This is a genomic window from Marinobacter sp. 1_MG-2023 (assembly GCF_030549045.1).
Taxonomy (GTDB): Bacteria; Pseudomonadota; Gammaproteobacteria; order Pseudomonadales; family Oleiphilaceae; genus Marinobacter.
This window is the reverse complement of record NZ_JAUOST010000009.1, coordinates 47,931-71,347: the sequence shown is the minus strand read 5'-3', so window position 1 is coordinate 71,347 and position 23,417 is coordinate 47,931. Positions and strand designations below refer to the sequence as shown.

Annotated in this window: 21 protein-coding genes; 9 read left to right on the top strand and 12 right to left on the bottom strand. The window is 53.9% G+C overall.

Translation table 11 applies throughout. The features are described 5' to 3' along the window. Window positions 1–234: 234 nt before the first annotated feature. Window positions 235–450: a fibronectin type III domain-containing protein gene (locus tag Q4606_RS17135; protein WP_303597237.1), complete on the top strand. Its 216-nt coding sequence runs from the start codon at window positions 235–237 to the stop codon at window positions 448–450. A gap of 7 nt (window positions 451–457) precedes the next feature. Here Q4606_RS17135 and Q4606_RS17130 read toward each other — a convergent pair whose 3' ends face one another. The 4 genes from Q4606_RS17130 to Q4606_RS17115 form a co-directional block, all read right to left on the bottom strand. Beyond that, window positions 458–3,025, bottom strand: coding sequence for a CHASE2 domain-containing protein (locus Q4606_RS17130; protein WP_303608230.1), 2,568 nt, complete (start codon window positions 3,023–3,025; stop codon window positions 458–460). A gap of 33 nt (window positions 3,026–3,058) precedes the next feature. Continuing rightward, window positions 3,059–4,696, bottom strand: coding sequence for a FecR domain-containing protein (locus tag Q4606_RS17125; protein WP_303608229.1), 1,638 nt, complete (start codon window positions 4,694–4,696; stop codon window positions 3,059–3,061). After that, window positions 4,689–5,429: a response regulator transcription factor gene (locus Q4606_RS17120; protein WP_303608228.1), complete on the bottom strand. Its 741-nt coding sequence runs from the start codon at window positions 5,427–5,429 to the stop codon at window positions 4,689–4,691. The genes Q4606_RS17125 and Q4606_RS17120 overlap by 8 nt, the downstream gene beginning before the upstream one ends. Before the next feature lie 131 nt (window positions 5,430–5,560). Further along, window positions 5,561–7,708 (bottom strand): DNA topoisomerase III, encoded by a 2,148-nt coding sequence (locus tag Q4606_RS17115; RefSeq protein WP_303608227.1) that lies wholly within the window; start codon window positions 7,706–7,708, stop codon window positions 5,561–5,563. A 137-nt stretch (window positions 7,709–7,845) separates the two neighbouring features. Between Q4606_RS17115 and Q4606_RS17110 the strand changes: the two genes are divergently transcribed. Together Q4606_RS17110 and Q4606_RS17105 are read left to right on the top strand one after the other, a co-directional pair. After that, window positions 7,846–8,232: a BolA family transcriptional regulator gene (locus Q4606_RS17110; protein WP_303597232.1), complete on the top strand. Its 387-nt coding sequence runs from the start codon at window positions 7,846–7,848 to the stop codon at window positions 8,230–8,232. After that, the gene (locus Q4606_RS17105; RefSeq protein ID WP_303597231.1) at window positions 8,229–8,852 is read left to right on the top strand and encodes an L-threonylcarbamoyladenylate synthase; all 624 of its coding nucleotides are present in this window, start codon (window positions 8,229–8,231) and stop codon (window positions 8,850–8,852) included. Before Q4606_RS17110 ends, Q4606_RS17105 begins: the two co-directional genes overlap by 4 nt. Window positions 8,853–8,855: 3 nt before the next feature. Here Q4606_RS17105 and Q4606_RS17100 read toward each other — a convergent pair whose 3' ends face one another. Continuing rightward, window positions 8,856–9,518: a hypothetical protein gene (locus Q4606_RS17100; protein ID WP_303608226.1), complete on the bottom strand. Its 663-nt coding sequence runs from the start codon at window positions 9,516–9,518 to the stop codon at window positions 8,856–8,858. A gap of 193 nt (window positions 9,519–9,711) precedes the next feature. Here Q4606_RS17100 and Q4606_RS17095 point away from each other — a divergent pair, with 193 nt between their 5' ends. Continuing rightward, on the top strand, window positions 9,712–11,328 hold the full coding sequence (locus Q4606_RS17095) for a methyl-accepting chemotaxis protein (protein WP_303608225.1): 1,617 nt from the start codon (window positions 9,712–9,714) through the stop codon (window positions 11,326–11,328). Window positions 11,329–11,378: 50 nt separating this feature from the next. On the opposite strand, the gene rnk is transcribed toward Q4606_RS17095, so the two are convergent. Beyond that, window positions 11,379–11,762, bottom strand: a complete 384-nt coding sequence (gene rnk / locus Q4606_RS17090) for a nucleoside diphosphate kinase regulator (RefSeq protein ID WP_303608224.1) — start codon at window positions 11,760–11,762, stop codon at window positions 11,379–11,381. Window positions 11,763–12,139: 377 nt separating this feature from the next. Here rnk and Q4606_RS17085 point away from each other — a divergent pair, with 377 nt between their 5' ends. The 5 genes from Q4606_RS17085 to Q4606_RS17065 all read left to right on the top strand — a co-directional run bounded on the left by Q4606_RS17085 (window position 12,140) and on the right by Q4606_RS17065 (window position 17,246). Beyond that, window positions 12,140–13,270 carry an aminotransferase class V-fold PLP-dependent enzyme gene (locus Q4606_RS17085; protein ID WP_303608223.1) on the top strand — a complete coding sequence of 377 codons (1,131 nt, stop codon included), beginning with the start codon at window positions 12,140–12,142 and terminating at the stop codon, window positions 13,268–13,270. Window positions 13,271–13,519: 249 nt separating this feature from the next. Continuing rightward, complete coding sequence (locus Q4606_RS17080) at window positions 13,520–14,392, top strand: ABC transporter substrate-binding protein (RefSeq protein ID WP_303597416.1); 873 nt, start codon at window positions 13,520–13,522, stop codon at window positions 14,390–14,392. A gap of 33 nt (window positions 14,393–14,425) precedes the next feature. Further along, window positions 14,426–15,571: an ABC transporter permease gene (locus Q4606_RS17075; RefSeq protein WP_303608222.1), complete on the top strand. Its 1,146-nt coding sequence runs from the start codon at window positions 14,426–14,428 to the stop codon at window positions 15,569–15,571. Continuing rightward, a complete protein-coding gene (locus Q4606_RS17070) occupies window positions 15,568–16,515 on the top strand; it encodes an ABC transporter ATP-binding protein (protein WP_303597225.1) in 948 nt (315 codons plus the stop codon). Before Q4606_RS17075 ends, Q4606_RS17070 begins: the two co-directional genes overlap by 4 nt. Beyond that, a complete protein-coding gene (locus tag Q4606_RS17065) occupies window positions 16,515–17,246 on the top strand; it encodes an ABC transporter permease (RefSeq protein ID WP_303608221.1) in 732 nt (243 codons plus the stop codon). Before Q4606_RS17070 ends, Q4606_RS17065 begins: the two co-directional genes overlap by 1 nt. A 23-nt stretch (window positions 17,247–17,269) precedes the next feature. On the opposite strand, the gene Q4606_RS17060 is transcribed toward Q4606_RS17065, so the two are convergent. The 6 genes from Q4606_RS17060 to Q4606_RS17035 form a co-directional block, all read right to left on the bottom strand. Continuing rightward, window positions 17,270–18,538 (bottom strand): bifunctional 2-polyprenyl-6-hydroxyphenol methylase/3-demethylubiquinol 3-O-methyltransferase UbiG, encoded by a 1,269-nt coding sequence (locus Q4606_RS17060; RefSeq protein ID WP_303608220.1) that lies wholly within the window; start codon window positions 18,536–18,538, stop codon window positions 17,270–17,272. A 108-nt stretch (window positions 18,539–18,646) separates the two neighbouring features. Next, window positions 18,647–20,131: an arylsulfatase gene (locus Q4606_RS17055; protein ID WP_303597222.1), complete on the bottom strand. Its 1,485-nt coding sequence runs from the start codon at window positions 20,129–20,131 to the stop codon at window positions 18,647–18,649. Between the two features lie 81 nt (window positions 20,132–20,212). Then, window positions 20,213–21,649: an anaerobic sulfatase maturase gene (locus Q4606_RS17050; protein WP_303597221.1), complete on the bottom strand. Its 1,437-nt coding sequence runs from the start codon at window positions 21,647–21,649 to the stop codon at window positions 20,213–20,215. 152 nt (window positions 21,650–21,801) lie between these two features. Next, window positions 21,802–22,185, bottom strand: a complete 384-nt coding sequence (locus tag Q4606_RS17045; RefSeq protein ID WP_303597220.1) for a hypothetical protein — start codon at window positions 22,183–22,185, stop codon at window positions 21,802–21,804. A gap of 18 nt (window positions 22,186–22,203) precedes the next feature. Beyond that, window positions 22,204–22,941 carry a hypothetical protein gene (locus tag Q4606_RS17040; protein WP_303608219.1) on the bottom strand — a complete coding sequence of 246 codons (738 nt, stop codon included), beginning with the start codon at window positions 22,939–22,941 and terminating at the stop codon, window positions 22,204–22,206. Then, entirely contained in the window at window positions 22,938–23,345 is a 408-nt protein-coding gene (locus Q4606_RS17035) for a YidH family protein (protein WP_303608218.1), read from the bottom strand. The genes Q4606_RS17040 and Q4606_RS17035 overlap by 4 nt, the downstream gene beginning before the upstream one ends. Between the last annotated feature and the right edge of the window lie 72 nt (window positions 23,346–23,417).

The following is a 23,417-nucleotide window of genomic DNA, read 5'->3' as shown; positions in this document are numbered from 1 at the left end:
ACTATGAAGCGCGTCATTAAAGTGTCAGTGGCATGGATAGCCGCGTTTTCCTTTGGAGTTTTGCTTACAGGTTGTGGCGGTGGTTCTGATTCTGACAGCTCAGACTCTGTCTCAAGCTCCGCGAGTAGCGACACCGAGAGTACCGTCAATCGGCCTGCTTTTCCGTCCCAGGAGAAATCCGCTGTCCTGAGCTGGAGTGCACCTGAGAGCCGTGTAAACGGTGATGGGATCAAAATGGCTGAGCTGGATAAATACATTATCCGCTACGGCCAGGATGCCGATAATCTGGACCGGGAAGTTATAATTTACGATGCTCAGGTGGATGCCCGGATGACACACGAAGTGAGCGGTCTGGACACTGGGACCTGGTATTTTACAATTCTGGTTCAGGATAATAATGGTTTGTTGAGTGCACCGTCCGCAGTCGTTGACAAGGAAATCAAATCCTGACGAAGGCTCACGACATCGGATCTGTAATTGGAAGTTTAAGTGTGAAAGATGAGCCTTCTCCGGGGCTCGAAACCACATAGATTTCGCCGCGGTGTTTCTCTACCACTGTTTTCACAAACGAAAGCCCAAGCCCGGTACCATGGATGCCTGCCAGTTCGCTGCTTTTCTGGCGACGGTAACGATCAAACAGATGGGGGAGTTCTTCCGGGTCTATGCCAGAGCCGTCGTCTGCAATGGTCAGGCATGCCTGGTGCCCTGCACGAAACACCTGGAGGCTGACAGCTGAGCCTTCCGGGCTGTACTGAACGGCGTTGGTCAGAAGGTTGATAACAGCGCGCTCAAGCAGTTCTGCATTCCCTCTTAACCAGAGGTCTTCTGTGCCTTGTAGCTGCAATGAGATGTCTTTTTCCAGTGCCTGCTCGCTCACGCTGTCCCGCGCATTTTCAACAATTGCGAGAAATTCGCACTCATAGAAGCGGGTCTCGGTCAGCTGTTCCGCCCGCGCCAGCTGAACAAACTCCTCAGCCAGGTGATAGCTCCGTCTTGCCAGCCGCCCCAGTTGATCCAGCTGGCTTTGGTCAATGTGAGTAGGGTCGCGTTTCAGCTGTTCGATGAGAGCGAGTTGTGACACCAGGGGTGACCGAACATCGTGGGAGATAAAGTCAATGGCCTCTCGGTGCTGGCGCTGCTGTTCACGAAGCTCGGAGATATCGGATACATTGGCAATAATTCCGTATTGATTGCTATCGGGAAGTGCGAAGGGCGCGAAATGGATAAGGAAGTCCTTATCCCGGATGTTCAGATCTACGGTCCGGCTTTGCAGCAGTGTGAGGGTTTCTGAAACCGTTTCATGCCAGGGCGGGGTTTCGCGTGGATCATGACCTTCCAGCAGTTTCGTCAGTGGGAGCCCGCCAAGGCTGGGCATAGGCTCTCCGAACCACTCCTCGATATGCCCGTTGGCAAAACGGATGATGCCCAGTTCATCGGTCACGATGATGCCGTCGGGCATGCGCTCGAAGCTACGGCGGATAAACTCCTGCATGTGGTTCAGGCGATCAGTGGCTACCTTTACACGCTCGATGCGTGCTGAGATGTTTTCGCTCGGTTGAAACTTTGCTGTTGCCATGCCGGAGTCTGAAAGTTTTAATCGCCTGAGGTAGCGTTGTATTGCGTCCTTGCTCAGATCGTTGGGCAACGTCAGGCCCAGCGTGTATTGGCTGTTGCCGCGATTCAGCTGAATCCAGCTCAGGTTTCCGTCATTTTGCCAAAGCCCTGGCTCCAGATTTTCAGGAATGTCGGCTAGCCCAAGATTGCGGCTGGAAAGGATGTTGTTATCTTCCATCAGTAACCAGCCACGTGGCTGAAACAGTGCCTGAAAATGTTCGAGAAGCTGCGTCAGGGGGCGTTTGGAAAGCTCAGGCAAATTCACCCTTGGCGTGCGGGCCAATTCATCCAGTTGTCGGTTGAGGAACCGATTGGTCATTGCGAGGCGCAGGCCGCTGGCTGTAGGGAGCGCGAGCAGGGGGATGATCAGAGCATGAGCCATGGGAAGCCACACCTTGAATACGGTCAGCATAAAGATGGACAGGCCAAAAATAGCTCCGGCCACAGTAATGCAGGCAAAAAGGGTTCGGGCTGGGCGCATGCGTGGCAACAGAATGGCCAGCAATACGAGTGTTATCATAGCTACAGCTATGCCGGCCCATCCAGGCGCCGGCTTGATAAGCAGTCCTTGTTGGTGCGCAGAAAATGCATTGGCATGAAATTCAACACCGGACATCGGCCTGCTCAGGCCAGAGAAGGATGTTGGCAGGACGTCTCCCAGTCCGGCTGCTGTGGCGCCGACAAAAACCGTCTTACCACTAAACACGTCCGAAGCTGGAGGAGCGTTGAGTACATCGCTGTAGGAGAATGTGGGCAGCGTGCCAGCACCACCTGCGAGGGGGGTAATCCGATAGTCGTCCCGTACGTTTACAAATGGAGGTGAACCATTTGATTCAGGTTGTCGGGAACTGACATCAGAGGCTGCCAGCGCGAGAGCTGGCAACAGCTGGCGGGCCATACCGTTGAACAGGTAGAGCCCTCTGGCGATACCGTCGTGATCCAGTTCGACGTGCACATGTCCCAGGCCTGCAGCGGCGGTCATCAATTCGCGTGCCGGGAATTGTTCACTCAACAACAGGCGTGAGCTTGGTGGTGAGATGTGCACCGGCAAAATGACCTTGCCATGGGCCTGCATGGCGCGCTTAAGCACAGTGTCGTCCGGAGAAGGTTCGGTAAACAGTACGTCAAATACAATGGTTTCGGCACCGGCCTGATGCAGCTTTCTGATAAGAGCAGCGTGAGTTCTTCGTGGCCAGGGCCAGCGGCCGTGTTGGGCGAGGCTGAGGTCGTCAATTGCGACGATTGATACCTTGGGGGATGCGGACGCCGGGCTTGCGAGCATGGCGGAGTCAAGCAGCCAGTAGTCAACGCGTTGCGGCAGAGCTGTCATTTCTGCGAGAAGAAACATCAGCAGGAGTGCCAGGCCGAGCGTCCATGGAGTCGTTTTAATTGGAAACCAGTCCCGGGTCATGAGTCCTGCTGTGCTTGTTGGTCGTCCAAAATGTTATTCCAGGTACAACTCCCTCCCTGGTCCCCAGCGGCTTTGTAACGGGCCATCAGAAAGAGCTTTAAGGCGCACAAAATACCGCCTTCCGGGAATAAGACGCAAGGCCGCTGTGGTATCCGGTAGAGTAGCTTCTTTTATGATGTTGTTGAAGCCCGGTTCTTCTGCCAGCTGCATCCGGTAATTGGCCGCTGTATCCACCTTCTCCCAGAACACACGAACCTGGCTGTCGATGTAATTGATGCTGATAATGCGAACCGGCGGGAGCGTCCCGTTTACGATCAGTTTGCGCGGCTGGGTTGTCGCCACGGAGTTCCCACCGGCTTCTGTCACAACGCGCCAGTAATACTGGCCAGGGCTCAGGGGGCGGGAAGGAAGGGCGGTTGTTCCAGGTGCCCATTCACTGGTTGCCACCAGATTCCGGAAGGCTTCATCTTCGGCAATTTCTACCCTGGCAAGTTCGTTTTCACCATTGAGGGTCCAGCGGAATTCGGGCATGTCGTCATTTACGCTGCCCTCGCTTTCCGGTGTCAGCAGGCTGGCTGTTCGGGCCTGCAAATCAACTTCTATTGGCAGTATCCCGGGCATCCCTGTCATTCCTTGCTGGTCAAACGCTGCCAGGTGAACCTCATACTGGCCATTGTCCAGGCGGCTGATATCGAATCGGTTACCGCTGATTTCACGGCTTTCAATCCAGCGACCACTGTCTGTTTCAAAGATATCCAGGCGATAGTTTGGAATCGGGCCTGGCTTCCACGTCATCTCTGCCGGTAGTTGGTTGAGTACCGAGGCCAGTGGGTTGATTTCTGGCGCGGGTGGCATTTTGCGGATGCTCAGTTCGTTGCGACTGATACTGGAAATAGTTGCGCTGTAGCCGGCAGGAATTCGCTGAGCGCGGTTTCGAGCTCCGAAGTCAACCACGCCTTCCGTTACCTGTACGCTGGTACCTTCTGGCCCGGTTTGCAGTGAAAATGCGGTACCGCGAACGGCGGCAACGGCAGATGGGGTTTCAATTTCAAAGCGGGCGCCCCCTTCGATGACTGGCTTGACCCGGGTATGCACTTCGCCCCGATTGAGCCTCAAGCGCGTATCTATCATGCCGGACTTGCCGTACTGAGTCAGGCGGTTAAAAATCAGGCGTGAATCCGGAGACAGGCGCACTTCCGAACCATCAGCCAGGGTGATAGTTGCAGCTCCGGCACCGGAAAGCACCTCGTCGCCTACTCGTATCAGGGTGTCCTGGGTCAGCGGTTTTTTCTGTCCATTCATGCCCGAGATAAGCTGAACGTTGCCAGAGACCGAGGTGGCGCGAGCAGGGTCGGGCTGTCTTTTCAGCCAGGACAGGGGAATGCGAATGCGGTCGCCTTCTCCAAGCGTTGCAGGGTTTTCAATGGCGTTGTGTTGAAGCAGTCGGGCGACACCGTAGCTTTTTACCAGAAGGTCGCTGGCCACTTCCGTAAAACTCTCACCGGGTTTGAGCGTGTAAATCCACTCAGGTGAGGCATTGTTGCTGCCACTTTTTGCCGGTATTGCTGAGCCACGAGTAATAGAGAGCTCTGCACACACAGGCATGCCCAGCGCCAGCAGAGCCAGCAACAGGAATACTTTGGTGGTAGAAGCCATACGGTGTTCAGTCATTCGGTATTTGCACTTCCTGGGCTTCTGCCATTTCCCCATCTGAAGCCTCGGCTTTCATGGCTTCAAGGCGATAACCGCGCTGGTAGATCGTCTTGATACGGAAGCCGTTTTCCGGGTTCAGACCAAGTCGACGCCGCAGGCGACTCATATGGGTGTCTACCGTCCGGGTATTGATATCTCTGGCTAGTCCCCAAACCCGCTCCAGGAGTACTTCTCGGGTAAGCAGACGGCCCTGGTTCTGAAACAGGAACAACGTCAGGTCGAAGTCTTTATCGGTCAGGGTGAGGGCCTCACCATGGAGAGAAATAGTTCGGTGCTGGGTGTTAACCTCAAAAGGTCCGTATTTAAGGACTTCTTTCTCGTTGTCGGGGTTGGCACGACGCGCAAGAGCATTGATTCGGGCTACCAGTTCGGCGGCGCGCGCCGGTTTCGCCAGGAAATCGTCCGCTCCCGCGTCCAGGGCCTCAACAATATCGGATTCGCTGTCGCGCTGGGTGAGAAATACCACAGGGACTGGCCAGTTAATTTGTGCTCTGACGCTTTTCAGCACATCAATGCCGGTCATGTCAGGAATTTGCCAGTCAAGGATCATCAAATCATAGCTTCGGTGCAGCACCGCGCTGAGAAAGCTCTGCCCGGTCGGGAAACTGTCGCAGTGATGGCCGCGTTCGGAAAGAATAGACTGAATGTGCTGAGCCTGTTCCTGTTGGTCTTCAAGCAGAGCAATGCGCATTGCGCCTCTCCTGGAGTAGATGATGTCTTTTCGCAAATCTGTTTCGCTGCGCGCGATACAGGATGTCCTGTCGTATCAGGCAATTATCACAAAATGCTTCTCGGCATTCCGTTTCGTTATGTAGCCTTGCGTTAAGGAGTTACAGGTTTTCCGTCATCGTCATCCAGTGTTTGTCGGCAGGCAGGAAAATTACTACAGCCCCAGAACCAACCTTTTTTTCCTTTTCGCCGGACCAGAGGTGAAAAACAGTGGGGGCAGGGTATGGGCTTTTGCCCGGACCCATCCTCCGGAGTCGTATCCTCAACGGGTCGGGTGCCGCGGCAATCCGGGTAGCGGGTGCAGGCAAAAAAACGACCGAACTTGCCGTCCCTTTCTGTCATCGGGGCTCGGCATTTGGGGCAGTTGGGGATATTGGTTTGCGGTACTGCGCCCCGCCCATCCGCGGTTGGGTGGATGAAGCCACGGATTTCAGTCTTCAGTTTCTGCAGGAACTTTCGCGGGTCATCTTCGCCCCTGCGAATACTTTCCAGGGTCGCCTCCCACACCGCGGTCCGGTCTGGCTTGCTAACGGAGTCCGGCAGGGCGCCGATCAAGGTTTTACCTTTATCGGTGGCTCTGATGTGGCGGCTGTCACGATACAGGTAGTCCCTTTTGAACAGCGTGTCGATGATGTTCGCACGGGTTGCTTCTGTACCAAGACCGTCGGTCTCACGCAGGGTTTTCCGCAGCTCAGGGTCGGTTACAAATCTGGCAATATTAGTCATTGCCGATAGCAGGCTGGCATCGGTGAAGTATTGGGGCGGTTGCGTTTTTCGCTCGCTTACGGTGCTGTCTTCGCAGAATACCGGCTCCCCCTTGTCCAGACGAGGCAGGGGAGGCTTTTCTGTTTCTTTCTGTTTATCCCGAAGCTTCAGCTCCAGTGCTTTCCAGCCCGGCTTGAACACAGCGGTTTCTGTCGCACGGAAGCGGTGCTCTGCTACACGCAAGGTAAGGCGGCCTTCGCGATGTATGGCGTCCGCTGCAAATTGCATCAGGTAATAGCGGCTGACAAGACCGTAGACTTTTTGTTCGGCGTCAGTGAGTTTGCTGCTGGGTGCAGTACGGCTGGTCGGTATAATAGCGTGGTGAGCATCAACTTTTTTATCATTCCAGGCAGCGGTTTTGCGGCTGAAATCGGCTTTGCTACAGGCTTCCGCAAGCTCTGGTGAGACCCTGCCAATCGCGCCCGTGACCTGTTCACGCTGGGCATAATGCCCTTCGGGCAGATACCGGCAGTCGGAACGGGGGTAGGTGATGAGTTGATGGCGCTCATAAAGGTTTTGAGCAGTATCCAGTACGTCTTTTGCGCCCATGCGGAAAAGGCGCCCAGCCTCTATCTGCAGGGCTGACAGCGACAGGGGTAAGGGAGGTGCTTCGGGCCTGTCGCGAAAGCGGGATTCCAGAATTGAGCCAGGCCGGCTATGAATACTGGCGGCAATTTGTTCTGCGGTTGCGCGATCCAGTAGGCGGTTTTCGTCGTCCAGGTGGTCCTGGAACTGGTCGTCCGGGAGCCACCGGGCAGTGAAAGGCTGCTGATCTGCCTCTTCTTCCTGTGCCCGGAAGCGTGCTTCGATGCGAAAGTAAGGCCTGGGCTCGAAGTCCTCGATGGCGTTGTCCCGCTCAACCACAAGGCCAAGCACTGGCGTTTGAACACGGCCAACAGAGTAAACGCCTTTCTCTCCTTGTTGCTGGTAACTCAGCGTGTAATAGCGTGTGAGGTTGATGCCGTAAAGCCAGTCGGCCCTTTGCCGGGCCAGCGCAGAGTGTGAGAGCCTGAGAAATTCATGGTTGTCTCTGGGGTGCTGAATGGCTTTAGCCACCGCGGCCGGGGTCAGGTCGTTGATGAGTATCCGCTTTACGGGCGCTCTGGTTCCGAAATAGCGAATGACTTCATCTACCAACAGTTGGCCTTCTCTGTCCGGGTCGCCAGCGTGCACAATGGTGTCGGCCTGTCTTATCAGGGATTCCAGAGCTTTGAGTTGGTGGCGAACGCTGTCTTTGGGGCTAAGCTGCCATTTGTCCGGGAACATGGGGAGATCATGCTGGCGCCAGGTTTTCCAGGCCGGGTTGTAGCTGGCAGGTTCGGCAGGTTCCAGGAGGTGGCCGATGCACCAGCTTACGGTAGTGGCTTCAGCGCCTGTGCCGCAGCGGACCCACCCCTGGCCTTTTTGATAGGGGCCAGGGAGAGCGGCAGCAATGGCTCTGCCGAGGCTTGGTTTTTCGGCGATATACAGGAGCATGATTCGGCTACGATTTTGTAGGGGTTGGATGGGAGTGGAATGTGGCGGTTTGGTGGTTGGGTGTCAAGGTTCGGGCAGCTCGCTTCTTCTGTAGTAGACTGTTCGCCAATGTAGAAGCGGATATGGGGAAATAAACCATGAAAATCCAGAGAACAATCGAAGCCAAGCTGAAGGATACGTTTGACGCCAGTATTCTTCAGATTGAAAACGAAAGTCATAAACACAGTGTGCCGGCAAACTCGGAAACTCACTTCAAGGTAACGATGGTGTCGTCAGAGTTTGCGGGCCAGATGAAGGTGAAGCGGCACCAGACAATTTATAAGGTGCTTTCCGAAGAGCTGGAGATGGCCGGAGGCGTGCATGCGCTGGCGTTGCACCTATACTCTCCTGAGGAGTGGGAAGCGACCGGGCAGGAAGCGCCAGCATCACCAAATTGTATGGGCGGTTCAAAGGCGGATATGCAGCCCGCGGCTTCAAGCGCTCAAAAAACAAGTTCTGAAAATCAGGGCGGAGAGCATTTATGAGCCAGTTTTTTCAAGTACATCCCGAGAACCCGCAAAAGCGGTTGATCAAACAGGCGGTGGAGATCCTTCGCAGTGGTGGTGTTCTGGTTTACCCCACCGACTCGGGCTATGCCCTGGGCTGTCATTTGGGTGACAAGCCTGCGGCGGACAAAATCAAGCGGATTCGCCGGCTGGATGAAAAACACAACTTCACGCTGGTGTGCCGGGATCTTTCAGATATTGGGGTTTATGCCAAAGTGGACAACACCCAATACCGGTTGCTGAAGACGTTCACGCCCGGGCCCTATACGTTTATTCTGGATGCGACCAGTGAAGTACCAAGGCGGTTGCTGCACCCCAAACGGCGCACTATTGGCGTTCGGGTTCCCGACAATGCGATTGTACAGGCCCTGCTGGGAGAGCTTGGCGAGCCAATCATGAGTAGCACCCTGATTTTACCAGGCGAGTCTGACCCTATGACGGATCCCTATGATATCCGGGACACCCTGGAGCATGAGTTGGATCTGATTATTGATGGCGGCTTTTGTGGCATGGAGCCAACAACCGTGGTCAATTTCACTGGAGATGTGCCGACTGTTACAAGGGTCGGGAAAGGTGATCCTGCTCCCTTCGAAACCTGATGCTCAGGCGCGGGTGTTGAGGTTAAAGGCGTAGGCACCTCGATTTGCTGCAGTTTCAATCTGATCGGCCGGGACTGAGCGGCGCAGGGTATCGTAGCGGTGCACGAGATCCTGCAAGCCGTTGAACTGCTGGTTTTCACTAACCAGTGTGTCCAGCAGTGGATTATTTACACCATAGGCCTGGTTTAGCCTCAGGGCGTTATCCATAAAGTGCAGCGTCGGTTCGTTGACGCTCAGCCGGTTGAAGGCATCTGCAAAGTTTTTATTGACGTTCAGGTCATTTTCGATGCGCGTGCGGGTTTCTTCTGCCACTGCGCCACCCACTTCAATTTTACCACTATCATTTTTATTAACGCTGATTGCCGTGGCTGGATTCAGGCTGTATTCGGCAAGTTTGTGCCGCATTGTCTCTTTTATAAAGGCAAGGTCCTGCCCAACGGTTTGCTTGTAGTCCGCGATGGGTAGCTTCTGTGATCTTTGCCGACTGGTGTCGCTCAGGGAGTCCCCCGATGGTGTGAAACGATCATCGCCAGGTCTTGAAGGAGACACGGCTTCTACACTGCCTGCGCCTTTTGCTTGTTGTTCCTCTGCGCCTGCTGACGGACGGTTTTCCAGAGTTTGTTGGAAGCGAGTGCTTGCCTGTATAAGGGATGACAGCAGTGACATGGTACGTTTTCCTCCATTGGCTCGCAGCCGGCGCGCCAAAAAATGCTCGTTAGAACGTTAATAAGCACGTTTCGGGCCAGTCGAAGGAAATGCGTCATTCTGATCTATGTCAGTAAAAAATTGACGCATATCTATAAAGTTACCCGGCACTTTGCCGTCAATACAGGGAGTCTCTGAGGAAATCCGGTTTATTATGAAAAAACAATATTCCATACGCTTTCTATTACTCGCTGCTCTGGCAGCCGGGTTTTCACTCATTCTGGTTTTCACCTTGTTGTACAGCGCCGATGCCCAACGTGACCATATGGAGGAGTTCAGCCATAAATACGTAGATGGTCTGGCCAAATCCTATTTTGATGGTCTGAACACCATGATGGTGACCGGCACGATCAGTAACCGCGAAGTGCTTCGTGACAAGGTTATGGCCCCGGAAGATGTGCTGGATGTAAGGGTGATCCGCAGTGATCAGTTGAACCGGATGTTTGGTGGCGGTACGAAAGCAGAGCAGACGCGTGACGCCGCGGATAAAAGGGCCTTGGCGGGCGAGCGGATTGAACACTATTCAAGCAACGATGACGGTCGCGTTTATACACTGATTGAACCGGTCATTGCCCGGGAAGACTACCAGGGTGTGAACTGCCTGGGATGCCATCAGGCAAGGGAAGGCGATGTGTTGGGTGCCATTCGCGTCGACTACTCCCTTGCAGAGAGTGACGATAGCCTGCAGCAGCAATTAATTGCCAGCGGCGGCATTCAGGCAGTTTTCTTCATTGCAGCCTTCTTCCTGACAGCCCTGGCGTTGAACCGACTGGTTTTCTCCAGGTTGCGTCGGCTGCAGGCCAGTATGGATGAGATCTCCGGAAACTCTGATCTTACGGTTGAGTTGGACGTTTCCCGCAACGATGAAATTGGTTCGGTATCCCTGGCGTTCAATCGCATGATGGCAAAAATCCGGGATAGTATGCATACGGTCATGGATAACGCTGCGCAGGTGGAGCAGGCAGCTCGTCGCATCTCTGCAAAAGCGGAAACTACCGGTGATGAAGTAATGGCCCAGAAGAACAATACGGACCAGGTCGCCAGTGCAACCACGGAAATGGCTGCGTCGGCAATTCAGGTGCGCGAAAACGCCAACAACACTACTCGCCGATCAGCAGAAACAGCCGAGTCAGCGAACAGCGGCGAACGTCTGGCAAGGACCGCAGTAGAGGGTATTGAAGCGCTCAATGTTGAAGTGCAGGGCGGCGCAAGACGAATCGAGGATCTGAACCAGCGCACCGGCCAGATGGCGAGCATGCTGGAGGAGATCTCCAATATTGCCGAGCAAACAAATCTGCTGGCGTTGAATGCGGCGATTGAGGCGGCCAGAGCCGGGGAACAGGGGCGTGGCTTTTCTGTGGTTGCAGATGAAGTACGTGCACTGGCGTCACGTACCCAGGTGTCCACAGAGGAAATCCGCAAGACGATTAACGGGCTCAAAAGCGAGGTGGTCGATTGCGTGGCTACCATGCGCGATGCCTCAGACATGGCGGGGCATCAGGTAGAGGCCATTTTGAAGGTAGAGTCTGAGTTGCAGAGTATTGCAGCAGCCGTTCGTGAAATTACATCACTCAACCAGGAAATGGAAAGCGCGGCGAATGAGCAGAGCGATGTGTCAGAGGCTATTAATCAGAACGTGATTGAAATCAGCCGATCTGCAGAGCAGACGTCAACGGATGCTCAGGAAACGGCGGATATTGCAGGTGATTTGCTTGTGATGGCCGAGGCGCTCAGAGAAACCATTGACCAGTTCCGTTTGAGCAAAGACTAGCCGTGTCGGGACGGCCTTGTCAGGCCGTACCCGCAACTCTTACCCGGTGATCAGCCCTTCCGGGTAACGTGAATGATTTTGAGATGGATATTATTGCGGCCACGGATTGGCCACTCGATTGAATCGCCCACCGAAAGGCCGAGCAGGGCAGAGCCCGCTGGCGCAAGAATAGATATTTTACCTTCTCCTGTGCCCACTTCGTGCGGATACACCAAAGTCAGCTCCTGTTCCTGACCGCTATCCTCGTTCTTGAAGCGAACGCTGGAATTCATTGTTACTACGTGGGCCGGCATTTCCGCGAGCGGGACAAGCGTTGCCCGGCTCAGCTCATCATCCAGACCATCTGCAGCATCCGAATCACCCAGTTTTTCGATCAGGGTGTTTAAACGGTTGAAGTCTTCTTCAGCAACCAATATTGCCGGCATATCAGCCATAGTAATCTCCAGAAAATAGATTAATAACTCGGGATTTCAGGATTCAGACGCCGAATCCGGCGTTTTAAAAGCGGATTCAGCGAGAAAAGAGAAAGGCGGACAACACGCCAGCAGTGCCTGCCTGTGAGCGGGCACCGAAACAGTAAAGAGGAATGGTCTCTGAGAAAAGCGTTCTCACAGGCTCACCTGATGCGTTGTTTCTGATAACTAAAGGAGAAAGCGACAAAATAGTCACTATGATCAAGTTATAAGCTTTTGTCGGTTTCCACAAGTAGGCCCGAGGAAAACGTAAGAAATAAAAAGCGGAACGCCAGTTTTGTTAGACTGGCGATATAGCTTATTCATCCACAGACTTCACCAGTAAGGGGTTTCCCTCCATGTCCAGATTGTTTCCTTCTGTTGACCCCGACGGATTGCTCGAATACTCCGTGGTCTTCAATGATCGCTCGCTGAATCACATGTCGGCACCCTTCCAAAAGGTGATGCGGGATATTTCTGCCATCCTGAGACAGGTGTACAGCGCGGAAGGCGCGGTTATTGTCCCGGGAGGCGGTAGCTTCGGGATGGAGGCTGTTGCCCGTCAGTTTGCCAACGCAGAGAGCTGTCTTGTGGTGCGTAATGGCTGGTTCAGTTACCGCTGGTCACAGATACTGGAAGCTGGACGAATCACTGACAACATTACCGTACTAAAAGCCCGGGCTCTGGATGATTCGCCACAGGCAGCATACGCACCTGTTCCAGCCAAAGAGGTGGCGGAGCGCATAAGAACGGAAAAACCCGCAGTTGTCTTTGTTCCTCATGTGGAAACCGCCGCAGGTATTGTGCTGCCAGATGACTATCTGAAAACTATAGGTGACGCAGTAACGGAGGTTGGTGGCCTGTTTGTACTGGATTGCGTAGCCTCGGGAGCCCTATGGGTTGACACCAAAGCCTGCGGCGTAGACGTTCTTATTACCGCGCCGCAGAAAGGCTGGAGCGCCTCACCCTGCGCAGCTCTGATTACTTTGAGTGAAAGGGCGATCGCACGCATGGAGGAAACCACCAGCAGCAGCTTCGCGGGAGACCTGCGCAAATGGTCCCAAATTATGCAGGCCTATGAGTCCGGGAGCCATGCATACCACGCAACCATGCCTACTGACACCTTGGTGATTCTTCGTGATGCCATGCTCGAGACGCTGAAAGCTGGGCCGGATCTGCTTTACAAACGCCAGGAAGAACTTGGCAAGCAGGTGCGTGAACTGTTTTACGGTGCCGGCTTCAAAAGCGTAGCCGCTTCGGAGTTTGCATCACCTAGCGTTGTGGTTCTGCATACCGACGATATTAATATTCACAATACCAGCCTGTTCCGTGAGCAGGGCTTGCAGACGGCGGCGGGAGTGCCCTTGATGTGTGGTGAGCCCGAAAGTTTTTGTACGTTCCGCATGGGGCTGTTTGGACTGGAAAAACTGAATAATGTGGATCGGACGGTGGAGAACCTGAGAGTGGCTTTGGAAGCGATTCAAGCCTGAGAAGAGGTTTGGAAGGCATAGGTACTCAAGAGCGAATTGGACTTTTTGACCTACGATATAGATATAGTAGTGCTGTCAAACTCATTGAAACCCGGGCTGGTGAAAGCAGCCCAATGACAAAGAGGAATACCCGTGCTTCTCCCAAATTTCAGAATAAGTCGAGTTACGCGCCAATATAAAGCTCTGGCCCAGAACAGAGCGTGTCGTGGGATCTCGCAATCATTGGTGAAATGTATTGCTCTTGCGTTGATGTGTGTGTCCGGTTCGGTTTCGGCGCAGGACCCCGTGGTGGTTTCTTCGAAAATCGATACGGAGGGTGGGGTTCTTGGTCAGATGATTCTGCAGCGCCTGGAAAGTGGAGGCGTTCCCGTAGAAAACCGGCTGCAGCTTGGCAGCACCAGCATTGTACGTAGTGCGATCAAGGCCGGAGAAATCGATCTTTACCCTGAGTACACCGGCAACGCTGCCTTCTTCTACAACAAGGCGGATAGCCCGGTATGGAAAGATGCCGCAAAGGCATACGAAATGGCAGCCGAGCTTGACCGCGAAGCCGAGGGCATTGTCTGGCTCACCCCTGCGAACGCCAACAACACCTGGGCGATGAGTGTTCGGGGCGATTTGGCGAAGGAAAACAACCTGGCAACCCTCGAAGATTTGGCGGACTACATAAACGCTGGCAAGCCGTTTGAATTTGCCGCCAGTGCCGAGTTTGTCGAGTCGGCCAGCGCCCTGCCGGCGTTCCAGAAAGCTTACGGATTTACCTTGAGGTCTGATCAGCTGCTTATTCTGTCGGGCGGAAATACCGCAGCAACCCTGCGGGCAGCAGCAATCAATTCAAATGATGTTAACGGGGCCATGGCCTATGGCACCGATGGTGGCCTCAACGCACTCGGCCTGAAGGTGATGGAAGACACCAAAGGTGTGCAGCCGGTCTACCAACCGGCACCCATTGTCAGAGCAAGCGTATTGGAGGCCTATCCTGAAATACGCCCATTGCTCAAGCCTGTTTTCGAATCGCTCGACCTGGAAACCCTGCAAGCGCTGAATGCGAAGGTTGCAGTTGAAGGCGCTCCTGCGGAAGCGGTAGCCCGGGATTATCTGGAAAGCCTTAGTCTGGACTAACCAGTGCCTTTAATCACGACACTGCCGAACCCTGTGAAATCTAATCGTGTAGTGCAAGCGTTAGCACTGGCTGCGCTGGGATGCGTGTGGCTGCTGGATCTGGGTGTGGTTCAGCCCAACCGCATTGTGTCTGGAACCGGCTACGGCCTTTATGCTTCGACCGGCTGGCTTGGGACGGGCGCTGTAATATCTCTGCTAGTGGTTGTGTTTGTGCTCGCAACAAGGCCAGCCCGTAAACGCTTTCAGGTGGTGGCGGTCTTGCTGACGGTCGCCCTGATGATTTTACCGCTGTTGCTCGAGGTATTAGCGCTACGCCAGCTTCCGGAGGATTCCGGCTATGCCAGGATTGGTGTAGGTGCAGGGTTCTGGAGTTTGGCGTTTCTTCTTGCCCTGATGCTGCTGGAAACTCTTGGCCAACTCAAAGCCTCACGCCGTTTTCAGTTATCAACAGTGCTTCTGATTGTGGCTGGTTGGTGGCTCTGCGCAAGCCGTGAGGGATTGTCCAGCCTGGCGCTTATCCGTGAGTACACCAATCGTTCGGATCAGTTTTTCCAGGCGCTAACCGTGCACTTATCATTGTCGCTGGGCGCCGTTGCCATCAGTGCTGTGCTCGCCTTCGCTCTGGCGCTTGCCATGGTGAAACGGGAGCGGATGCGGCGACCGCTGCTGGGGCTGGTCAGTTTTATGCAGACCATCCCCAGTCTGGCGCTTTTCGGGCTTCTGATTGCGCCTTTGGGGGCATTGTCGGATGCCTTTCCTTTCCTTCAGACGCTGGGCATACGCGGCATTGGCTGGGCGCCGGCTTTGCTGGCACTGATAGCCTATAGCCTGCTGCCAATGGTGCGCAACACCTATGTTGCTTTGATGGAGGTGCCTGAGTCTGTTGTTGATGCAGGGCGTGGCATGGGAATGAACGAGCGACAGATATTCCGCCAGGTAAAGCTTCCTCTCGCGCTGCCAGTCATTATTGAAGGTGTGCGGATTACCACCATACAGGCCATTGGCCTGACCGCTGTCGCCGCACTGATTGGCGCTGGAGGCTTTGGCACGTTCATATTTCAGGGGCTGGGCCAGGCCGCGATGGATCTGGTACTGCTCGGTGCCTTGCCCACGGTGTTTCTGGCACTGGCGGCCGATGCCATTTTGTCGGCATTGAAATTTCAGGAGACATCAAAGTGATTGAGCTGAAAAGCGTCACTCGGCGTTTCGGTGATGCCGTGGCGGTTGATGATATTGATCTGACTGTAGAAACCGGCGAGGTTTGCGTTCTGGTGGGCAGTTCGGGCTGCGGCAAGTCCACCACGCTTCGGATGATCAATCGTCTTTTACCCCGTACAAGCGGCGAAATCCTTGTGGATGGCGAGGATATCAACAAAGCCGACCCCGAGGCTCTGCGGCTGAATATGGGCTACGCCATACAAAGCACCGGGTTGTTCCCACATTGGACTGTCGCACGCAATATCGGTGTAGTGCCCGACCTGCTCAAATGGCCAGCCGGCAAACGCGATGAGCGTGTTGATGAGCTGCTGATCTTGTTGGGTCTCGATCCGGAAACCGATGCGATTAAATACCCCCACCAGCTTTCCGGTGGCCAGGCTCAGCGAGTGGGAGTGGCGCGAGCGTTGGCGGGCGACCCGAATATTCTGCTGATGGACGAGCCTTTTGGCGCGCTGGATGCCATCACGCGGGAAAATCTGCAGCAGGAGATGTTACGGATCCAGCGGCAATTGAATAAAACCACCGTATTCGTGACCCACGATATTGATGAAGCCCTGAAGCTGGCTACCCGTATCGCAGTAATGGATAAGGGGAAAATCATTCAACACGATACACCAGAGGAGATTCTTCGACGGCCTGCATCCGCCTTTGTGGAAAACCTGATAGGCAAGGGTGATCGCGGGCTGAAACTTCTGGCTTTGCGCTCGGTGGGCGAGTTGATGGAACGGTACCCTCAGCCTCGCAAACGGGAACCTAATGCGGACGGTCTGAAGGAGGCCGATAGCTTACGCTTCGCACTATCGGTTATGGTCTGGAAGAATGCATCACGACTGCCGGTAAATAGTGAAGCCGGCGAAGAAGTTGGTACGGTAACACGTGAACAGCTCCTGCAGGGCGGTGCGTAATGCGGGTCTGGTTAGCACCGCTGGTCTTGATTGCTTCATTATGTTTGCTGGCAGCCTGGCTGCCCACAATGACGCCGTTTTTTTCATGGGTGGAACCCGGCAGCGATAACCTGATTTACAAAAGAGACAGTTTTTTAACGCTATTGCAGAGTCACATATGGCTCGTGCTGGTTTCCGCCGCAATCGGCACGCTGGTGGCTGTCTCTGCCGGCATTTTTGTGACCCGCACTTCCGGTCGGGAGTTCCTGCCACTGGTCAGCCAGATAGCTTCCATCGGCCAGACCGTGCCGCCCGTTGCTGTACTGGCGCTTGCAGTGCCCCTCATGGGGTTTGGCGAAAAACCGACGCTGTTTGCACTGGTGCTTTATGGATTACTGCCAATTCTGCGGAATACCCTGGCAGGCCTGAACGGTATTAACCCGGCGGTGCTTGAATCCGCCAAAGGCATGGGTATGTCTTCCGTGCAAGTTTTGCTGAAGGTGGAGCTTCCTTTAGCTGGGCGAGTGATACTGGCCGGCATCCGAACTTCAGTCACCATCAACATCGCAACCGCTGCGATCGGCTCAACCATCGGTGCCCGCACGCTGGGAGACCCTGTGATTGCGGGGCTGGTTAATGGTAATACCGCCTACGTTCTGCAAGGTGCAATCCTGATAGGGCTGCTGGCGCTGGCCACCGACAGCCTGTTTGAGGCCGTCGAGCGCACCTGGGCCCGGGCTTTTTCAGCCTGAATTCAGAGGCAGGGCGTTGGCTTTTAGCAACCGGAGGTTTTGGAGTTATCGAGCAGAATCTGGTCGTAGCGCCAGAGTTGTTCGAAAAAACGCCGGACATTTTCATGCAGGACTTCATTGTGAGTTTGTCCGGCAATGCGCTCGATAATCAGGCGGATGCTCTGCTTGCCATCAATTTGATCATAAAGCGCCTTTTGACCCTGGGTTATGGGCAGGTAGATATCCGTGTAGGTGTGGCTCCGGTTTATTAATACGGCGGCGCTTCCCGGTGGCAAATTCTCTTCCACTGCGATGGTGTCAGGTTGCTTTAAGGGAATAGCATCCAACCAGCCAGATCCGGTGAACGAGACGACCTGGTCCCTGGCCTGGTCTTTGGAATAGACCACCGCACTGTGCCGCACCATGGTGCCGCGGAAGTCCTCTATGGCAGCGTATTGTTCTGCAAGAGGAAGCCTCTCCAGCAGAGCGTTATGCGGCGATGAGGCCAGTGCGCCGCAATGAGGCAGGTAGGCGGCTTGCCGTACCCAGCGGCCAAGCTTGAGGTCGGCCCTGGACAGAAAATTCAGGAATTCCGGCACTGAGTAGGCTCGGTCCTGAGGGTGAAGCAGGGCGTCGGCAATACCGGCCTCATCATTAAAATCAGGGGCATGCTGTAACAACGGGACCAGAGGATGGTCTGGCGGTAGAGCCTGCAGGCTTGTCGCAAGGTCCTGAATTTCACGGGAGCTGGTTCCGATACCAAGCCTGCGGCAGTAATCCTGAAGTAAATACACGCCTGCACGGCCGTAAGGTGCGTACACCATCAACTGCATGGCGCCGTGGGGTAGTAACACGTCGCGCAGGGATCGTAATCCTGAATCCGGGTCGGGCAGGTGATGGAGAACGCCCGTGCTGACAATCAGATCAAATTGTTGACTCAGTTTGCCCGCCTCTTCTACGGGCAGTTTTAAGACGGTCAGATTGTTGAGTTTGTATTTTTTCTTTAAGGCTTCGGTGTGTTGAATGCTGTTGGCGCTGACATCAATTCCGGTCACCCGTGCTTTGGGCCAGCGCAGTGCGTATTTGGCGGCCTGGGACGTACCGCAACCGGCAACCAGAATAGTAAAGTCATCCCGGTAGCTTTGGGAGGGCCAGAACAGATGGTAATCGGTGCGACGCCGTTCATCTGTCCAACGTTTGTCGTAGCGATCCAGGTTGTCCACGGGAGGAGGGTAGGGGTGGCGTTCGTAGAAATCGCTCACTTCCTTAGTGGTGGTGCTGACATCGGGATTTGGTCTAACGGCGTCGGTCATAAACCTGTCTTCTATGGGGGGACAGACAATGCTGATCTTGTGTTTGGCGGGAAACCGCGTCCGTTTAAAAAACGGACGCGGTTTCTTTCAGGTTAAGCCGCTTTGAGCTTAGGTAGCTGCGTTGCCTGCTTCCGCAAGCTGACTCATTACTGCGTCCAGGTTGAACGAAGCGGGTTTCTGGCGCGGCGGGAATTTGACAAAGTTATCAATCTCTTCAGCGACCAGCCCCTGCATTCCGGATAGCAGGTAAGCACGGCTGATATACCAATCCCAATAGGTGTTGGAATTGTGGTCAGCTCGCTCAAACGGGTCCTGGCGAAGATTGAAGATCTTGGGTCCACGCAACTTCACAAACGGTTCAAACCAGCACATGAGTTGTTTTTCCCGCTGTTCCATCAGCACTGCTTTCCAGTCCTTGTGACGGATGGCGAGAATGTCTCCATCATCGCTGATATAAAAGAACGTTTTTCTGGGGCTTTCTGCTTTTCCGGTGAAGTGAGGCAGCATGTCAAAACCGTCAATATGACATTTGAAGGTTTTGTTGCCAGCCTTGTGACCTTTCAGCAATTTTTCCGATACGTCTGGTTCGCCGGCGGCGGACAGAATCGTTGGCAACCAATCCTGGTGGGAGACGATATCGTTGCTTATGGAACCGGCCTTGATCTTGCCTGGCCAGCGCACAAAGGCAGGTACTCGCCAACCGCCTTCCCAGTTAGTGTTCTTTTCTCCTCGGAAGGGTGTAATGCCTGCATCCGGCCAGGTGTTGTAATGTGGACCATTGTCAGTTGAGTACATGACAATGGTGTCCTCGGCAATGCCCAGTTCGTCAAGCTTGTCGAGCATGATGCCGATGTTCTCATCATGGTGAACCATGGCGTCGTTGTAGAAGCCCTGTCCGCTCTTACCCACGTTCTTTTCGGAAACGTGAGTCCGGAAGTGCATGGCTGTTGTGTTGTACCATACAAAGAAGGGTGTACCCGCTTTGTGTGCGTCATCGATAAATCTCAGAGCATGCCCCGTGACTTCATCATCAATGGTTTCCATGCGCTTCTTGGTCAATGGGCCGGTATCTTCGACCTTTTGGCCTCCCTTTCCATCCGCCCAACAGTGCAGTACTCCGCGGGGGCCGTATTTCTCTTTGAATGCCGGGTCTTTCGGGTAATCGATATCTTCCGGCTCTTCTTCGGCATTAAGGTGGTAAAGGTTGCCGAAGAATTCGTCAAACCCGTGCATGGTCGGCAGGAACTTGTCCTTGTCGCCCAAGTGGTTCTTGCCAAACTGGCCGGTGGCATAGCCGTGAGGCTTGAGCAGTTCGGCAATCGTGGGATCCTCGTCAGGCATACCCACGTCAGCCCCGGGCATGCCCACTTTTGTGAGGCCTGTACGGATTGGATTCTGGCCGGTTATAAATGCAGCACGGCCAGCCGTACAACTTTGCTGGGCATAGTAATCAGTGAACGCCATGCCTTCATTGGCAACGCGGTCGATGTTAGGGGTACGGTAGCCCATCTGGCCCCGGCTGTTATAGCTGATGTTCCACCAGCCGATATCGTCACCCCAGAGGATCAGGATGTTGGGTTTTTTATCTGCCATGATTAACACTCCTCACGTTTAATAAACTCCGTTTCTTTGGGCGCTGGAAGTGCCCATCACTCTGGTATACATGCAGTCACGTTATGTCACTACTGTTACCGGAATTTCCGTTTGCCGGCTCGGCGGCGCGTCGACACCTGAAAATGTTTTATCGGGTTCACTGCCGTGACAGAAGCGGAACTTCTTGCCGCTGCCGCAAGGGCAAGGTGCGTATGGGTCGCGTTTCCTGTCCTCGTCCGCAACCCAATCCATTACTTCTGAGGGTGGGCGACCGATCCGGAAAAGCTGTGCCATGTAGTTAAATGCCGGCCCTGTATGCATGTAGAACAGTTCAAGCCCCGGGCAGAGATAGTTCTGCCCGGCTTCACCTGAGTTAGAACGGGAGAAACGGTCCTTGGGGCAGCCGCCATTGCATAAATGCCTGACTTTGCATTCCCGGCATTGCTCAGTCAGTGAATCCATCTTGGCTTGCCCGAATTGGCGTTGGGCTGTGGAGGCAATCAGATTAACCATCGGCGTTTCGTGGATATTGCCCAGCTTGTAGTCTGGTTCTACATAGTGGTCACAGGAGTATAGGTCACCGTTGTATTCCAGTGCCGGGCCGTAACCACAGGTAGGGGCGTGAATGCACAGCATATGGCGACCGAAAAATGCCTCCAGGGTGACGTCGAACATTTGCACGAATACCTGGCCAACATCCCGCCGCAACCATTCCTCAAAAATGTCGATCAGGAAGCGTCCATATTGCTCACCACCTACGGAACGTTCTGTAACCAGATTGCCACTCTGGGTATAAAGCAAGCGTTTGTTCTTTTTGTCAGACGGAGCACTCCAGCCCTGGTTGGCGATGTCCAGGGTCTGCTCGCTGGCACGCTCGATAATAGGGATGAATTGCATCCATTTGGCGCCCAGTTCATCCCGGAAGAACCGATAGACCTCCCGGCCGTGCTCCTGATTGGCTGCATTCACTGTGCAGAGAATGTTGAAATCCACATCGTGTTTGCGCAGGCAGCGCCAACCATCCATAACCTTGTCGAAGGTGCTCTTTTTATGTCGGTCTACCCGGTAAACGTTATGTAGTTCACGAGGCCCGTCAACACTGAGACCAACAAGAAAGTTGTGCTTTTTGAAAAAGGCACACCATTCGTCGTTGAGCAGGATGCCGTTGGTTTGAAAGGTGTGCTGAACGTCCTGGCCGGGGCGACGGTATTTTTCCACCAGGTCGAGGGAATGTTGGAAAAAATCAAGCCCCATCAGTGTTGGTTCCCCCCCCTGCCAGGCAACAGTAACCTGAGGCGTACGGTGGGATTCGAGTAATTGGCGAATGTAGGCTTCGAGTGTTTCCTGGGACATCCGGCTTTTGGCATTTGGGTATAACGCTTCCTTCGAGAGAAAGAAGCAATAGGTGCAATCAATATTGCATGTTGATCCACTGGGCTTTGCGAGCAAGTGGAATCCCGGTGGCGCGTCAACCGGATAGGGGGTTTGCGTTGCAGCATCATCGGGAAGAGTGGCCATCCATGTCTCCTGCGTTATTCTGAATCAGCGAAACGCCAATATTGTTTTTTAACACTATTTGATAAATTCAGAATAAGCTCGTGATAGGGCTGCCTCTATAGGGCTTTGGTCCCACCGAAAGGTTTTGCCGGGTTGGTTCAGCTCCACCGGGACTATTTTTGCACGGCCTGAATAATCCGGGTGACTATGCCTCGCACGATCAAATAGGGAACAATGGCGAGAACAAAGGCGACGATAGCGACTTCACCTGGGTAGACAAAACCCAGCTCGATAAACTGGTAGGCCACATCGAGTATCATGGCCAACACAAATACTTTCCCGATACTCTTCCACCCATCCTTTAGCATCTCCCTACGATGTTCTGGGCGGGTGAAGAGAGACCAGAAGTAGGGCGACTTTCCGTTTTTTGCATCGTTGATTCCGGACAAGACAGCAAAGATGATGGCCATAACGGGCTGGAGTACCAGTCTGAAATGGAGAGGACCGCTAACCCGGTCAGTCATGTTTTCAACAACGCGTATCAGCATGTCTTCCATAACAGGTTTCCGGTCTCGTTAAAGAGGTAAAAGGATCAAAGCGTAAATAACGCCTCCAAGAAGAAAAGGCATGAAGCGCCCGTCCTTTTGCTGTGGTAACTCCGAGACTGCGCTGTTCATAATGATGGCGCCCGATATGAACGCTGTCAGCGCGGCAATAAATCCTTCTGAGAGAGCGAAAAGGACACCCGTTCCCCAGCCGAAGATAGCCATGCCCGCGAGCAATCGCCTTCCTTTTGTTTGGTAGTTGCGGTCATGCTCCTCCCGCAAGGCATAATCGATGGAGAGGAAGTGCAGGGCCATGGCTATGGAATAGAGCAGGATCGAGTCGGCGCTTTCTTTTAGCTGGTTTGCAAGAAGGTAAGACACCAGCCAAACATAGGCAGCGAAGCCGCCAACATGGATTTTGAAGTCCAGGTCTCCCTTGTCCCCGCCGGCAAACCGAGTACGCAAATGTTGCAGGCCGTAAAAAAACAGAAATCCGATCAGCGCGATAAAGTAAATTGCCGCTCCCTCAAGGTGTATAGAGAACTTGACCGATTCCAGAAAGGTGTGCCTAACTTCATCGAGCTCGGGCATCAGATGAACAAAGACGTATGCTGCAGAGGATCCTGCTGCAAAAGATATGAGGCTGCGTTGATCAGTGATTAACCTGCCAAAGGGACGGAAGTGCCCGCCAAACATAAAGGTGGCAGCGAACAGCAGCGCCGCCGCACCCGAAAGCAAAACACTGCTGTTGATGATGGTGGCCGTCATAACAATTGAATGATTATGCTGAGGAAAAAGAATAGACCGAACAATGACATGATTATTGCCAGAATTAGGGGCGCCCGGAGGGTTTTCACTGGATAGAAATCGCGTATCAGTGTCATTCGATGCAGGTATTCAAAAATACCCGCGGCTATGCACGCGGTGCCCAGCCCGGTCAGAAAAAGCCCAATCGTTACGGGTGTGTTATCCCGCGCAAGTTCGCCACCACTCTGCTGGAAGCCCTGTAGCAGTTTGTAAATTGTGAAGCCAAAACTAATCATCGATAGCGATGTCCGAATCCATGCCATCAACGATCGATCTGCTGACATCAGCGTTCGACCCGCTGAGAGGTCGGTTCTGGTCTGTGATAATTCGTCCGATGTTTTTTTGACGCGTTCTGTCATTTCCATATCCGCTTATCCTTTAACATCAGGCCTTCTGGGTGAGTAGCGCATACATTCAGGACCTTGTTTAACTATTCG

What these genes read in the sequence shown, in the direction of transcription:
- Q4606_RS17135 (WP_303597237.1), top strand. Translation starts at nt 235, where the DNA reads ATGGCTGAGCTGGATAAATACATTATCCGCTACGGCCAGGATGCCGAT.
- Q4606_RS17050 (WP_303597221.1), bottom strand. Translation starts at nt 21,649, where the DNA reads ATGGCCACTCTTCCCGATGATGCTGCAACGCAAACCCCCTATCCGGTT.
- Q4606_RS17040 (WP_303608219.1), bottom strand. Translation starts at nt 22,941, where the DNA reads ATGACGGCCACCATCATCAACAGCAGTGTTTTGCTTTCGGGTGCGGCG.
- Q4606_RS17080 (WP_303597416.1), top strand. Translation starts at nt 13,520, where the DNA reads ATGTGTGTGTCCGGTTCGGTTTCGGCGCAGGACCCCGTGGTGGTTTCT.
- Q4606_RS17100 (WP_303608226.1), bottom strand. Translation starts at nt 9,518, where the DNA reads ATGTCACTGCTGTCATCCCTTATACAGGCAAGCACTCGCTTCCAACAA.
- Q4606_RS17105 (WP_303597231.1), top strand. Translation starts at nt 8,229, where the DNA reads ATGAGCCAGTTTTTTCAAGTACATCCCGAGAACCCGCAAAAGCGGTTG.
- Q4606_RS17120 (WP_303608228.1), bottom strand. Translation starts at nt 5,429, where the DNA reads ATGCGCATTGCTCTGCTTGAAGACCAACAGGAACAGGCTCAGCACATT.
- rnk (WP_303608224.1), bottom strand. Translation starts at nt 11,762, where the DNA reads ATGGCTGATATGCCGGCAATATTGGTTGCTGAAGAAGACTTCAACCGT.
- Q4606_RS17130 (WP_303608230.1), bottom strand. Translation starts at nt 3,025, where the DNA reads ATGACCCGGGACTGGTTTCCAATTAAAACGACTCCATGGACGCTCGGC.
- Q4606_RS17060 (WP_303608220.1), bottom strand. Translation starts at nt 18,538, where the DNA reads ATGACCGACGCCGTTAGACCAAATCCCGATGTCAGCACCACCACTAAG.
- Q4606_RS17055 (WP_303597222.1), bottom strand. Translation starts at nt 20,131, where the DNA reads ATGGCAGATAAAAAACCCAACATCCTGATCCTCTGGGGTGACGATATC.
- Q4606_RS17065 (WP_303608221.1), top strand. Translation starts at nt 16,515, where the DNA reads ATGCGGGTCTGGTTAGCACCGCTGGTCTTGATTGCTTCATTATGTTTG.
- Q4606_RS17045 (WP_303597220.1), bottom strand. Translation starts at nt 22,185, where the DNA reads ATGGAAGACATGCTGATACGCGTTGTTGAAAACATGACTGACCGGGTT.
- Q4606_RS17110 (WP_303597232.1), top strand. Translation starts at nt 7,846, where the DNA reads ATGAAAATCCAGAGAACAATCGAAGCCAAGCTGAAGGATACGTTTGAC.
- Q4606_RS17085 (WP_303608223.1), top strand. Translation starts at nt 12,140, where the DNA reads ATGTCCAGATTGTTTCCTTCTGTTGACCCCGACGGATTGCTCGAATAC.
- Q4606_RS17095 (WP_303608225.1), top strand. Translation starts at nt 9,712, where the DNA reads ATGAAAAAACAATATTCCATACGCTTTCTATTACTCGCTGCTCTGGCA.
- Q4606_RS17125 (WP_303608229.1), bottom strand. Translation starts at nt 4,696, where the DNA reads ATGACTGAACACCGTATGGCTTCTACCACCAAAGTATTCCTGTTGCTG.
- Q4606_RS17035 (WP_303608218.1), bottom strand. Translation starts at nt 23,345, where the DNA reads ATGGAAATGACAGAACGCGTCAAAAAAACATCGGACGAATTATCACAG.
- Q4606_RS17115 (WP_303608227.1), bottom strand. Translation starts at nt 7,708, where the DNA reads ATGCTCCTGTATATCGCCGAAAAACCAAGCCTCGGCAGAGCCATTGCT.